The sequence below is a fragment of the Gemella massiliensis genome (assembly GCF_900120125.1).
GTDB lineage: Bacteria > Bacillota > Bacilli > Staphylococcales > Gemellaceae > Gemella > Gemella massiliensis.
The window spans coordinates 218048-232998 of the sequence record NZ_LT635546.1 but is presented as its reverse complement, the minus strand read 5'-3'; the positions used below and the strand labels follow the sequence as shown (position 1 = coordinate 232998).

Genomic DNA, 14951 nt, shown 5'->3' with positions numbered 1-14951 from the left:
ATTTATTATCTTACGCCTAACAAAAAAGACTGGAAACAAAACGAAACCAGTCACAAAACCAGAGTACCGTAGATTATCACCTAAATTGGTCCTGATATAATCAGGTGGGTACGATAGCTTTATCTTCTAAAGTCTTCAACTAAAGGAAGCGTTTTATACCGATAAAAGATTCTCATTCCCTTTTAAAAAGTGTTAGGCCCGAATGTATAGTGAGTCATACATGCACTCCAGTTGTATACTTATATTTTACCACAAGTATCTTGAGAAGACAATATCAAAATATTTTCAATTCTTCACATTTTTTTATTAAGTTACAGCATATTACCTAAGTTTCCATAATTTTTTTTAAAGAAAAATATATTTTTAATATTTTTTATTTTATATTCAATTTTTTTATTAACATAACCATAGCTATAACATTTTTTTCAGAAATTTACCGGTATAACTTTGTTTATTTTCAATTAACTGTTCCGGTGTACATTCGGCAAGAATTGTTCCCCCACCAATACCACCTTCCGGTCCCAAGTCGATTAAATAATCACAACACTTAATTACATCAAGGTTATGCTCAATAACTATAACAGTATTACCTCCATCAACCAGTTTATCAATAATTTTTATCAATCTGCTAATATCATCAATATGTAATCCTGTAGTTGGCTCATCTAATATATACAAAGTTTTACCTGTAGATTTTTTGTATAATTCACTAGCTAATTTTACCCTTTGAGCTTCACCTCCTGAAAGTGTTGTTGCACTTTGCCCTAAGCGAATATAATCAAGTCCGACATTAACAAGTGTTTCCAGTTTATTTTTAATCTTAGGAATATTTTCAAAGAATTCATATGCCTCTTTTATTGTCATATTCAATACATCACTTATACTTTTACCTTTATATTTTATCTCCAGTGTTTCTCTATTATAGCGGCTACCCTTACATACTTCGCATGGTACATAAACATCTGGTAAAAAGTGCATTTCTATTTTCAATATACCATCACCCGTACACGCTTCACAACGTCCACCTTTAACATTAAAACTAAAACGTCCTTTTTTATATCCACGTAATTTCGCTTCATTGGTACTTGCATATAAATCCCTTATATCATCAAAAACACCGGTATAAGTGGCAGGATTACTTCTTGGTGTTCTTCCAATCGGACTTTGATCTATATCAATTATTTTATCTATGTTTTTCTCAACACCTTCTACTGATTCAACCACTGTCGTATCTATTTCTTCTTTATTTAAAATACTTTTAACAGAATTAAATAGTATTTCATTAACTAATGTTGATTTACCACTCCCGGAAACTCCAGTTACTCCGATAAATTTACCCAGCGGAAATTTTACAAATACATCTTTTAAATTATTCTTTCTAGCTTTTTTGACGGTAATAAATTCATTATTCCCTTCTCTTCTTCTTTTCGGAACTTCTATTTTCTTTCTCCCCGATAAATATGCACCTGTAATAGATTTTGAATTAGCCATTACTTCTTGTGGAGTTCCTACTGCTACAACTTCCCCACCGTTTTCACCGGCTTTTGGTCCAATATCAACAATATAATCACACGCTAACATAGTATCTTCATCATGTTCAACTACTAAAACCGTATTCCCTAAATCACGCATTGATAACATCGTATTTATTAGTTTTTCATTATCTCGTTGATGCAGTCCGATAGATGGCTCGTCCAAAATATAAGTAACACCCATTAATTTTGAACCTATTTGAGTTGCCAATCGAATACGTTGTGCCTCTCCGCCGGACAGTGTTCCGGAAGCACGATTTAATGTTAAATAATCCAATCCTACGTCATTAAGGAATTGCAGTCGCGCCCTAATTTCTTTTAATACCAATTTTGCAATAGTATAATCTTTTTCACTTAATTGAATAGTATTAAAAAATTCATAACTTTCTTTAATAGACATTTCGCATATTTCAGCAATATTTTTTTTAGCGACATACACTGATAAGATTTCCGGCTTCAATCTTTGTCCTTTACAACTGGTACACAAATCTTCTTTTATATATTTTGACATTGCTTCTCGTGTTGCTTTTGTCATACCTGATTTGTAACGACGAAATATATTATTGGCAACACCTTCATAATATATTATACGAGAACGTTTAACGCCTTCATCATTGATATAAGTATGAGTAATTTCTTCTTTGTCATTTCCATACAAAATAATATCTTGTTTTTCTTTTGGTAATCGGTTAAACGGAATAGTCATATCAATTCCGAAATGATTACACACACATTGTATCAGACTCGGATAATATGTACTTGTGGCATTATTATAAACGACTATTGCACCATTTTCTATTGATAAATCTTTTTTAATAACTTTATTTACATCAACAGTTTCATGTATTCCAAGACCATCACATGATGGGCAAGCACCTTGTGGATTATTAAATGAAAATATTCTCGGTTCCAGTTCTCCAAGTGCAAAATCACAGAACTTACAACTATGCTTTGTTGAATAAAGTTGTGTTATATTTTCTCTTACATCATCTATCTCTACTAAATCATTATTAGAAAGATTTAATGACGTTTCAAGAGAATCTGCCAATCTAGTTTCTATTCCTTCTTTTATTACCAGTCTATCAATAATTACACTAATGGAATGTTTCTTATTTTTATCAAGTTCAGGAATTTCATCTACTTCATAGTTTTCTCCATCTATTTTAAAACGTATATACCCGTCCTTAGCTAACTTTTCTATTAATTTTTTATGCGTCCCTTTTTTTTCTTTTAATACAGGTGCTACTATTTGTATTCTGCTTTTTTCCGGCATTGCCATAACGGAATCAACAATCTGACTAATGGAACTACTTTCAATTTTAATATGATGATTCGGGCAATAAATTTCTCCTATACGTGCGTATAATAAACGAAGATAATCATAAATTTCTGTAACTGTTGCAACTGTTGAACGTGGGTTTTTTGATGTTGTTTTTTGATTAATTGAGATTGCCGGCGATAAGCCCTCAATCAAATCGACATCCGGTTTCTCAATATTTCCCAGAAATTGTCGCGCATATGCACTAAGGCTTTCAACATAACGACGTTGCCCTTCTGCATAAATTGTATCAAATGCCAACGAGCTTTTCCCACTTCCACTAAGCCCTGTTATAACAACAAATTTATCTCTCGGTATTTCTAAATCAATATTTTTTAAATTATTCTCTCTTGCACCCTGTATTATTATCTTATTTTTTCTTTGCATTGTTTACCTCGAATACTAATTATTATCGACCGTAAAATTTAGTTTCTTCGAAAACAGTCAACTATATAATTATATCACAAATACATAGTTAGGACTAAGAAACTTATTTATATATTATTTTACAAACATTGCTATTAGGCTTGTTGCTGTGAAATACTGGCTTCACCTGAGATTATAAGCTCAGGTGAGCCTTAAGAAATCCACTGTGTACGTTAGCAGTAGGAACTAAGAATTTCATCGTCACTACATTCCTTGAAATTCAAGTTCTTGTTTCATACTTTACTTCTAAGATTTATTCGTGCTAAAGGCACTCATAAACCTAAGAATTAAAGAGAATTCTTGAGGTTGCCACACCATTATAGAATTAGCAACAAATAATATTTTGTATATAATTCAAATCATAATAAAAAGCTGAAGCACATCGCCTCAGCCATCTACTGCCTGTTATTAATTTTAAATTTTAAAAACAGATCATTATATAATTGTAACATTTTTGGTGATAAATCTTCATATACTTCAACTTTTCCAAATGTATCCAAGTTTGGATAAAATTCTTCATCATCCGTCACTTCTTTCGGTAACAGTTTCTTAGCAGCCAAACTTGGTGTTGCATAACCTATAAATTCAGCATTTTTTGCAGCATTTTCCGGTTTTAACATAAAATTAATAAATTTATATGCTGCCTCTTCATTTTTTGAAGTTTTTGGAATAACAATATTATCAAACCATAAGTTTGTTCCTTCTTTAGGAACAGAATACTCCAATTCATCATTTTCCGACATAATGGCTGAGGCATCTCCTGAAAAAACTACTGACACCCACGCTTCATTATTTATCATTAACATTTTTTTCTCATCAGCATTAATTGCTTTAATATTCGAGTGCATTAATTCCAGTTTTCTCTCAGCAAGATTCAAATTTACCTCATTTGTATCATTAACAGAATTTCCTTCCGATTGCAAAGCAATACCCATCATTTCTCTTGCCCCGTCAATTAATAAAATATTATTTTGTAATCTATTATCCCAAAGATCATTCCATTTATCAAATTTCAAATCTTTTGGCACCTTGTTTTTATTATAAAGAATACCTACCGTACCCCAAAAATAGGGTACTGAATATTCATTATTATAATCAAAACTTTTATCAAGTAATTTTGGATCAAGAGTATCAAAATTCTCTAATTTATTTTTATCTATTTTATTAAGAAGATTTAATTTTTTCATCTTTTTAATCATATAATCTGATGGTATAACAATATCATAAGGCGTTGAATCGGATTGGATTTTTGTCAACATCGCTTCATTTGAATCAAAAGTTTCATAAACAACCTTTATTCCTGTTTCTTTCTCAAAGTCCTTAATAAGTTCCGGATCAATATACTCACCCCAATTAAAAATTGTCAATGTTTGTTTATCACTACCACCTGAACTGTCAATAAATGAACGACTGTATAACAAACCAATACAAATTATCAAAATGGATAAAGCTGTCATTAATAATTTTTTCATGCTACTTTACCTCCCTTTTTAATTTACTTGTATTCAAGATATAGTAAATTAATACCGCTACAACTACAAAAACTGATAATACTGTTGATAAAGCATTGATTTGAAGACTTATGCCTTGACGTGCCATTGAATAAATTTCTACTGATAATGTTTGAAATCCATTTCCGGTTACAAAAAATGTTACAGCAAAATCATCAAGTGAATAAGTTAACCCCATAAAAAAACCTGCCATTATCCCCGGAGTAATATATGGAATAACTATTTGACTTAATACTTGTTTATAATTTGCCCCGAGATCAATCGCCGCATTAACTATAGAATGTGGCATTTCATATAATTTTGGTAGTACCATTAATACAACAATCGGAATACTAAAAGCAATATGTGATAATAATACTGACCAAAAACCTTGGATATTATCAATACCAAATTGTTTTGAAATAAATGTAAACATTAATAAAAATGAACACCCAATAATCACATCCGGACTGATAATTAGAATATTATTTCCAACAAGATAGCTGTTACGTCTCTTTTTTGATTTTAAAGAATAAATTCCCAACGCTCCCAATGTTCCAAAAATTGCTGAAAACAATCCACACAACAATGCAACTACCACTGTATTAATAACAATTACAAGCATACGACTGTTTTTAAATAACTCCGTATAATGAACCAGAGAAAAACCATCAAAATTAATCATCGTTTTTCCGGCATTAAATGAATAATATGTTAAATAAATCAACGGAATATACAAAATAGCAAAAATAGTTACTAAATATATTTTAGAGCCTAATTTCATTATTTTCTACCTCCTATACTTGTCTTATCTTTTGTATTTGTTAATATCATAATAATCCCCATTACAACTATTAAAAATACTGCGATCGTTGAACCAAGTCCCCAGTTTTGAGTTACTAAAAAATGTTCTTCAATCGCCGTTCCAAGATTAATAATTTTATTACCGGCTATTAAACGTGTAATCATAAATAATGATAATGCCGGTATAAATGTTACTTGAATACCGGTTTTTACACCATTAATACTTAATGGAAAGATAACTTTCCTAAATGTTGTTTTAAAATCTGCTCCAAGATCATATGATGCCTCAATTAAATTTTTATTAATACCGACTACTGAATTATATATCGGTAATAACATAAACGGTAAATAAATATAGCTTGATACAAAAACAAAACTAAATGAGTTAAACAACAAACTCTGCGTACCAACCCCAAGATATTCTAAAAAACTGTTAACAGTCCCATATTCACCGAATAAACCTAAAAAAGCATACGTCTTTAGTAAAATATTAATCCATGTCGGCATTATGATAAATAGTAAAAGCAATTCACTATATTTACTTTTACTAATAATAAATGCGAGTGGGTAACTTATAATAAGACATATAATTGTGATTAAAAATGCGTACCAAAAACTATATAACGTCATTAAAACATAAGTGCTGCTAAAGAATATACTATAGTTACTAAATGTAAAATTACCGCTTATATCATGAAATGAATAATATACAATAAGTAAGATAGGAAAAACAACAAATAATAGTAGCCACATTATATAAGGAATCATAAAAAATGAACGTGTTTTTTTATTGAACATTTTTATTCCTCCTCTTCTTCATACGACTCAAGTCGTGCATCAAACTCTTCTTCAGTTTCTCCGGGTACCATAATGTGTATTGCTTCCGGTTCAAAATTTAAACTTACGGCACTCCCCGGTTTTGCAGCTTTTGTCGAATGAACAATCCATTCGTTATATTGATCATCTAAACAGCAAATTTCATAATGTACGCCACGGAATAATTGTGTATCAACAAGTACTTTGATTTTTCCTTTATCCTCCGCTGTAATTTCTAAATCTTCCGGTCGGATTACAACTTCAACGCGTTTATTTTTGTCAAGACCGGCATCAACACATTCGTATTCTTTCCCGTAAATTTCTACCAAATAATCATCTAACATAACAGCATTAACGATATTAGACTCTCCAATAAAATCAGCTACAAAACGATTAACGGGTTCATCATAAATATCTAACGGTGTCCCGCTTTGTTCTATTTTCCCATGATTCATTACAAAAATATAATCACTCATCGCTAATGCCTCTTCCTGATCATGAGTCACATAAATAAACGTAATTCCTGTTTGTTGTTGAAGTTCACGCAATTCATACTGCATCTCTTGTCGCAACTTTAAATCAAGTGCTGATAGGGATTCATCAAGCAATATAATTTCAGGCTCATTAACAATAGCACGTGCAATAGCAACACGTTGTTTTTGTCCGCCACTCATTTCATTAATATCACGCTTTTCAAAACCTGATAAATTTACTTGTTTAAGTGCTTTTTTTACTTTTTTCTTTATAATCTCTTTATTTATCTTTTTTATTTTCAAACCAAAAGCTACGTTTTCATATACATTCATATGAGGAAACAGTGCATAATCTTGAAATACAGTATTTACATGACGCTTATTAGCAGGCAAATCGTTAACCACTTTATTATCCAGTAAAACATCTCCTGTTGTCGGACTAAGAAATCCTCCGATTAATTTCAAAATGGTACTCTTCCCACAACCACTTGGGCCTAACAAAGTATAAAATTTACCCTTTTCTATTTCTAAATCAATATTTTTTAGTACTTTCATATCCCCAAAAGCCATTGATACATTTTTAAATTCCACAATATTCGTCATTTTTCTCTCCTTTTATAAATATGAATTTGTCGCTACTATAAGAATTTCACATTTTTCATCAAACGGATTTGATAATCGATGTTCTGATGTAGCCAAAAAATAAAATGATTCATTCGCTTTAGCTATAAATTCATCATCACCAAGCATTAATTTACATTTTCCTCTCAAAACATAACACAACGTTTCTGATTCTGACGGATCGAAAGTTTTATAACTGCTATCACTCTCTAAAGTCAGTATTAAAGATTCCATTTCTTTTTCATTAGATTCCGGCACTAACCATTTAAGCTCGTACCCCTCATCAGTTTCTGCATAACTAGTTTGGTCATCTAATGAGTAATATACTTTTTGACTTGCACTTTCTTTATCGAAAAAATCTTTCGGTGCACATCCTAATACTTTTAATATGTTAAAAAAAGTTTCCATAGATGGCGATGCTAAATCTCTTTCTACCTGAGAAATATAACCTTTTGTAAGATCAGTTCGTTCCCCAAGTTCTTCTTGTGTTAGATTTTTTTGAATTCTGAGTCTTTTTAATCTTTCACCAATTGAATACATATTAAATCCTTCCATAAATTTTACTATTATAAAACTCATATTTATAAAAGTTTTATAATAGTAAACTTATTGTTATTAAAGTTTTTTATTATTAAACATCAAGTTTAATAATATTGTTAACACAAAATATATAATACGATATTTTCAAAAGAAAATCAAGTAGTTTATAAAAAATCACACAAAAAAACTCAAGCAATTTTTGTCGCTTAAGTTTTCATTTTTAAATTCTTTTTGTTTCAAATTTATCCGATATTAATACACCCCAGATTAATAATCCTAATAATACTGCCCAAAATATTATAGTCCATAATGTTGAATGAGGAAAATGTTCAGGAATCAATGCTAATGCCGGATGAGCCGCTGCTATAACAAATAGTTTTATACCTACCCACGCAACAATAAGAAATGCTGCAATTTCTAAACCCGGTTTTTTTTCAAGTACCCTTATAAAAATATTAGCTGCATATCTCATAATAATAACACCAATAAAACCACCTATTACCATTACCAGAAACTGCCCTAAATTAATTCCACCTATTGCCGTCTCGGAAATATGAGGTAATGTTATCGCTATGGCAACTGCTGCTAAAATCGAGTCAATAGCAAATGCGATATCCGTTAACTCAACCTTTAGTACCGTTAGCCAAAATCCACTTTGTTTTTTAGGTTTTTTTTCTTCATGGTGGTGTTCTTCCGGACGTTTTCTTTTATCAAAAAATTCCTTTATATGACTAATAGCCATGTAAATTAGATACACACCACCTATTACCTGAATTTCCCAATACTGTGCTAAAATGGTAATTAAAAAAATGGCAATTATCCTAAAAAACAACGCTCCAGCTAATCCGTACATTAAAGCATGTTTTTGTTCTTTTAGCGGTAGATGCCTTACCATTATCGCAAGAACAATGGCATTATCAGCTGATAACAAACCTTCCAATATAATCAAACTAAATAATACAATTGCATATTGAACTAAAACCTGCGAATCCATTAAAACTCTCCTTTAATCTATTACTTTTTTAAAAATTTTTATTATAAATATTACTATTACTAATCCTATTATATTTAACCCTAATGGTAAGAAAGTATTTATTTCAAAAGTCACATTATAGTCTAAGCTATTAAATGCCTTATCAAAAACATTAAAAATACTGTTATTTAAAAGATTACTATAAGTTTCAGACAATCTTTCACTTAGAACTTTTACAAGAACCCCTGAACCTATAAAGTATAATAATGATAATGAAATTGCCAAATTTGTATTATTAAACAACGAAAGTGCCAATAAAAATATCAAATTAGCAAATAATAACAACATAAATAGTTGAACAATATATGCTAATAAATGCCCATTTGTCAATAAATCTTGTACTATTTTTACCAGAATATCCCTTTTCTTTAAGAAAAGAACAGAAAAAACTCCTAATAAAACGACAACGTTATAAAGAAAAAAATATACTAAATTAGCAAACACTGCGAAAAAATCTCTAACGGATTTTACTTTTCTAACTTCTAATAAAGTTACAACTTTTGTTTTATAATCCTCACGATATGAATAAATATAGTTTATTCCCATTATAAAAATAACAAGCACCAAGATAATTTTAATAATCACATTGAAGATTGTTTCAATCTCAGATATTTCAAAAAACTGGGAGATACTATTTAATCTATAACTTAAAAAAGAACCAATAAGTAAGGTGATTATCCCGAAAAGATAATTAAATTTTCGTTTAAATATTTTTGCAAATTCTATTTGTAACATTTTTAATCACCTTCTTCATATAATTTTATTTTTTCTCCAAGATTTCTAATCTGATATACTTCAATATTATTTTTCAATAATTCATAAACTATATCTTCCAGCACTTCTTCCCTTACAACAATTTCTTCATCATTGTAAATTGTATATTGATAATCTTGCAGAATAATTTCTAAATCATCTTGATGAGAAACTGTGACAGCTGCCAATTTTTTTATTATTAACAAATCTTTCAGTAAACCATAATATGATTTTTCACAATTAGAAATTACGATGACAGTATTTGCCAATTCTGTTAATTTATTTAACATTATGTCTAAAATAACTACTGTTGTTTTTCTACTTTTTTCAGTTAACAACAAATTTTTTATAACAATTTTATCCTCTTTTGTTAGAGAATTATCTATATCTTCTATTACTAATAATTTTTGTTTAATAAGCAGCGAAAATAAAATATGAAATTTTATTTTTTCTTTTTTTTCTAAATTTTTATATTTCTTATTTTCATCTATACTTAACAACTGTAATTTTTCTTTTAATTTTTCAGCATTATATCCTATTTTGAAAATAGTCAACATCTGTTTCAGATTTTTTAGCACAGTTATATTTCCATAAAAACCATAATCATCAATAAATATTATTTTTTCTTTTTCTATTTTTTTGCTATCAAAAAGAATATTTCCTTTATATTTTGTTCTATTTTGAAAAGATTCTTTAATAATATTTAAACCTTCCGAGCTATCACTTATAATTGATAAAATTTCTCCTTTATCAATTTTAAAATCCAACTCTAAAGAAGTATTTTTGTTTATTTTTTTTATATAATTATTAAATTCTAACACTACTTTTTTCCCCTGAAGTTAGTCTAAATTATTTCCTATCTATCTTATTATAATACCATTGCTTGCACTCATTGTCAAAACTCATGATATATCAATAATAAAATTTTTTATTTTATATTATCTTCCTAAGATTACGTAAAATTTTTGTTCCATATTATTGTGATATTTCATTTTATCTTACTAAGATACTCAAAATTCACTTTCTGTGTAACTATACAATTATTACTTTAAAGTTAGTTAATGAAAAAGCTCTTTATCAAATATAGGAATGAAATTTTTTCCATACTTCATATTTGATAAAGAGCCAAAAAAAGAATTACTTCAAAATAAAATAAATTCCCCAAATATCATGATTGAAAATCAATTTTGCAGGGCATCCATAGTTCATTAGATTTTAAAAAAACTCTTTAAAGCGAACTGCCAAATCAACAAACCACCACATCTAACTACTAATAAGTAAATTTTATTAGAATTTTTAACTTTTAAGCCAACATCTTATTTTGAAATAACCTTTTTATTTATTATTTTACTTTATCTAAATCCACATTCATTATTTTAGCTGTGTCTTCTACTTTTTTATATGAATCCTTATCAACTTCTTGAAAACCTGTAATATTAAACATTTTTTTAAATAATTCACTCATTTTAGGATCTTTTTCTATATCCTGCAATGCTTGTTTCAATTTTTGTTGTAATTCATTATCCATTTTACTAGAAGCCGTGACCATAATTCCCGGTATCAAATCACTTGATTTCAGTTTTTCTATATCAGTTAACGCATTAGGGAAATCTTTCGCATATTTCTCAGGTACTCCATCAAAAGTTCCAATAACATCAACATCTTTATTTAATAAAAGTTGTAAACTTTTATCGTGTCCTCCACTAAATTGATAAGTAATATCTTTACTAAGATCCAACCCGGCTTCTACCAACATTGCACCCGGGTAGATATAACCCGATGACGAAGACGGGTCTACAAAAGCTACCTTTTTCCCTTTAACATCTTGCAATGATTTAATTCCAGAATCTTTTCTTACATATAAATCTGCATAATATCCCGGTTTTCCTGTTGCACCTTTTGATGTTAATAATGGTACAGCATTACTTTGTTTTTGTGCCAACAATGCAGAAAATGGCGGGATAATACCAAAATCAACACTTCCACTTCCGATTCCCTCTACAACACCGATATAGCTGCTGGCAGTAAAGGCCTCTACTTTTACTCCAAGTTTTTCACTCAGATAATCTGCTATAGGTTGTACATCTTCAATTAATTTTTCACTATTTTTAAGCGGAACAAACCCCATCTTAATAACTTTATTTTCCTGTTTCTTGTTTTCCTGTTTTGCTGAACAACCAACAATACTAAAAATAAATATTACACTAAAAATAGTTAACAATAATCGTTTCATAACTATTACTCCTTAAAATTATTTGATATATTATATCAGTCAAAAATTATTCTATCACATTTCTATAAAGATAGCTAGAAAAAAGTTAAACGTATTCATAATTTTGAAAAAAATAAAAAACATCTAAAAAGATGTTAATACTTGGAGGCGGCTACCGGATTTGAACCGGTGATCAGGGTTTTGCAGACCCATGCCTTACCACTTGGCTAAGCCGCCTTATTCAGTTATCAAATTTTAATGGGGCGGCTGAAGGGAATCGAACCCTCGAATGTCGGAACCACAATCCGATGCGTTAACCACTTCGCCACAGCCGCCGTAATCAGAACAATTTATATTATACAATTTTTATTATTTAATGTCAAGACATTTTTTTACTTCCGTTACTATCTACACCATAATTGATATAATAAGAAGCTATTTATGTAAAATTTTCTCTTACTTTTTTCTTATTTATCACTTACTAAATTTAATAATTTTTCCTATACTTTTATAATATTCCCATTATCAACTATAGATTGTTTTTTTCAATTCATCAGATAGATAAATTTTATTTTTATATGAAAAGTTATAAAATAAAGTGTAACAATGGTCACACTTAATATATTAATTACTTTATTAAAAATTTTTAAATAGATTTTCTATTTGTTTTTTCTCAAGATTTTTTCCAATAACGACAACTTTGCTATCGGAATTTTCTTCACAACCCGTTATAATATAATTTTCTCCTACTACATCAAATTTAAAACCATTTTCTCCTATTGAAAAATATCCTTTTACTCTCTCTATTTCTCCAAATTTACCACTTATCAACAGCAATAATATCAAAGATAATGTATTTAAAGAATTAATATTTATCTTATCTAAACTTAGTTGCTCTAGTTTTTCAGCACCATTTACATGTTGTACTGTTTTAAAAACAAGCTCTAATTTATTATCTTTTTCTTTTGCTAAAGTTTTTATATTCAAAATTTCAAACCAAAAATCTTTTTCCCATTTACTATAATGTTTCAAATTATATTTTATATTATCTCTGATTTTCAATTCATTTTTTATTGTTAAAAAATCTTCCTCACTTAAGTTTTCTGATTTACTCAAAACACAAACACTGGAATATTTTAATTGATCATCTAAATAAGTTTTATATTTTTTAAATGTATTTTTGTAATTTTGTGCATCAATAATAACTATAGGTGCTCCAAGTTCAATTCTCTCGTAACTTATTTTTTTGAAATTTCTTATGAGGTTGCTAATCATTGCCACTCCACTAGGTTCAATTATTAAATAATCAGGATTTAATGTATTAGCTATTGTTAAAACAGAATGAGTAAAATCTAAATTTAAAGAACAACAAATACACCCTTCAGTTAATTCCCAAACTTTCATATTCTCATCAACTTCCAGTTCATTTCTCAATTCTTTAGCATCAAGATTTAATTCACCAAATTCATTTTCTAATATGACAAATTTTTGTTTAGTTTGTTTTACTAATTCTTTTATAAAACTTGTTTTCCCGGCACCTAAGAAACCGGAAACTAAAATAATCTTCATATTCTCACCACCACTTTTATAAAAAAAGAGCGACTTAAAATCATGATTTCGTTAAAAATCAATTTTGCCAAGTCGCCCATACAGTTCATTAATAGTTCATTGATTTAATAAAATCTTTTTTAAGCATATTCCCAAATCAATGAACCACTACGGCTAACTACTAATAAGTAAATTCTATTAGAATTTTTAGCTTTTGGGTCAGCCCCTTATTATTGTCAACTATTCTTTTTCTAATATTACAACCGGTTTTATCAAATCTTTCGGTTTTTCTTTCATCAGCAATAATGCATCTTCTACTTTATCAAAACCATAAAACTTATGAGTCAGTAGATGAGTTACATCAAGTTTTCCACATTGAATTAAACGTGCTAATTTTTCTAAACGCAATCTACCTCCCGGCATCAAACCGCCTAATATTTGTTTATGTCCCATACCAACGCCCCATTCTACACGAGGTATATTAATATATGTTCCTTTTCCTAGGTAGTTTACATTTCCTATTTTACCACCCGGTTTTAAGCATTTAACTACCGGTTCCATAGTTTCAACACCACCACCGGCTATAATAGCTTTATCAACACCTTGTCCGTTAGTTAATGCTAGAACTTGTTCATCAATACTTCCATCTTTATATCCTATAAAATCTGTTGCACCATATTTTTTAGCAACTTCACGACAAATTGGTCTTGTTCCTACAGCAATAATTCTTGATGCCCCTCTTAAATTTGCTCCGGCAACTGCCATTAACCCTACAGGACCTATACCTACCACAAGAACGGTATCTCCAAATTGTACATCTGCTAATTCTACACCATGGAAACCTGTTGGAACCATATCAGAAAGCATACATGCTTCTTCTATAGTTACTCCTTCAGGAATAAGTGCTAAATTACCATCTGCATCATTAACATGGAAATAATCCCCAAACATACCATCTTTGAAGTTAGAGAATTTCCATCCTGCCAACATTCCACCAGAGTGCATTGCAAAACCGGCTTGAGCCTCTAAAGAATTCCAATCCGGCGTAATAGCCGCCACCATAACTCTATCTCCCGGTTTAAAATCTTTTACCATTTCTCCAACTTCTTCAACAACACCGCAACCTTCATGTCCTAAGATCATATCTTCTCTTTCACCGATTGCACCTTCCCATACTGTATGAACATCAGAAGTACATGGAGATAATGCTAAAGGACGAATAATTGCATCCGTTGGTCCACATTTAGGACGTTCTTTTTCTATCCATCCGATTTCTCCTATTTTTTTCATTGCAAATCCTTTCATAATGTTTCTCCTCCTTGTTTTTGTTTGTTACTATATTATCTCATTATTATTATTAAATTTCAACATTAATGCCTGACATA

Annotated in this window: 12 protein-coding genes, 2 tRNA genes and 1 other RNA gene; all 15 read right to left on the bottom strand. The window is 29.6% G+C overall.

Annotated elements, in window-relative coordinates; translation table 11 throughout:
* Positions 1–51: 51 nt before the first annotated feature.
* The 15 genes from ssrS to BQ7358_RS05975 all read right to left on the bottom strand — a co-directional run bounded on the left by ssrS (position 52) and on the right by BQ7358_RS05975 (position 14871).
* A non-coding RNA gene (gene ssrS, locus BQ7358_RS06045) (6S RNA) lies at positions 52–237 on the bottom strand.
* Positions 238–411: 174 nt separating this feature from the next.
* Positions 412–3237: an excinuclease ABC subunit UvrA gene (uvrA, locus tag BQ7358_RS06040; RefSeq protein WP_062173856.1), complete on the bottom strand. Its 2826-nt coding sequence runs from the start codon at positions 3235–3237 to the stop codon at positions 412–414.
* A 434-nt stretch (positions 3238–3671) separates the two neighbouring features.
* Positions 3672–4748, bottom strand: coding sequence for an ABC transporter substrate-binding protein (locus BQ7358_RS06035; protein ID WP_062173858.1), 1077 nt, complete (start codon positions 4746–4748; stop codon positions 3672–3674).
* Between the two features lies 1 nt (position 4749).
* A complete protein-coding gene (locus tag BQ7358_RS06030) occupies positions 4750–5550 on the bottom strand; it encodes an ABC transporter permease (protein ID WP_072520333.1) in 801 nt (266 codons plus the stop codon).
* A complete protein-coding gene (locus BQ7358_RS06025; RefSeq protein ID WP_062173862.1) occupies positions 5550–6368 on the bottom strand; it encodes an ABC transporter permease in 819 nt (272 codons plus the stop codon). Before BQ7358_RS06025 ends, BQ7358_RS06030 begins: the two co-directional genes overlap by 1 nt.
* 2 nt (positions 6369–6370) lie before the next feature.
* Positions 6371–7462: an ABC transporter ATP-binding protein gene (locus BQ7358_RS06020; RefSeq protein WP_062173864.1), complete on the bottom strand. Its 1092-nt coding sequence runs from the start codon at positions 7460–7462 to the stop codon at positions 6371–6373.
* 12 nt (positions 7463–7474) lie between these two features.
* Complete coding sequence (locus BQ7358_RS06015) at positions 7475–8020, bottom strand: helix-turn-helix domain-containing protein (protein ID WP_062173866.1); 546 nt, start codon at positions 8018–8020, stop codon at positions 7475–7477.
* A gap of 220 nt (positions 8021–8240) precedes the next feature.
* Positions 8241–9014 carry a TerC family protein gene (locus tag BQ7358_RS06010; RefSeq protein ID WP_062173868.1) on the bottom strand — a complete coding sequence of 258 codons (774 nt, stop codon included), beginning with the start codon at positions 9012–9014 and terminating at the stop codon, positions 8241–8243.
* Between the two features lie 12 nt (positions 9015–9026).
* On the bottom strand, positions 9027–9788 hold the full coding sequence (locus BQ7358_RS06005) for an iron ABC transporter permease (protein ID WP_072520332.1): 762 nt from the start codon (positions 9786–9788) through the stop codon (positions 9027–9029).
* 2 nt (positions 9789–9790) lie between these two features.
* Positions 9791–10627: a hypothetical protein gene (locus BQ7358_RS06000; protein WP_062173872.1), complete on the bottom strand. Its 837-nt coding sequence runs from the start codon at positions 10625–10627 to the stop codon at positions 9791–9793.
* Positions 10628–11148: 521 nt separating this feature from the next.
* Positions 11149–12039: a phosphate/phosphite/phosphonate ABC transporter substrate-binding protein gene (locus BQ7358_RS05995; protein WP_062173874.1), complete on the bottom strand. Its 891-nt coding sequence runs from the start codon at positions 12037–12039 to the stop codon at positions 11149–11151.
* Positions 12040–12181: 142 nt separating this feature from the next.
* Positions 12182–12255 (bottom strand) — tRNA-Cys (locus tag BQ7358_RS05990).
* Between the two features lie 22 nt (positions 12256–12277).
* Positions 12278–12353 (bottom strand) — tRNA-His (locus tag BQ7358_RS05985).
* A gap of 301 nt (positions 12354–12654) precedes the next feature.
* Positions 12655–13587: a CobW family GTP-binding protein gene (locus BQ7358_RS05980; RefSeq protein ID WP_062173876.1), complete on the bottom strand. Its 933-nt coding sequence runs from the start codon at positions 13585–13587 to the stop codon at positions 12655–12657.
* A 219-nt stretch (positions 13588–13806) separates the two neighbouring features.
* Entirely contained in the window at positions 13807–14871 is a 1065-nt protein-coding gene (locus tag BQ7358_RS05975) for an NAD(P)-dependent alcohol dehydrogenase (protein WP_021752369.1), read from the bottom strand.
* Positions 14872–14951: the final 80 nt, after the last annotated feature.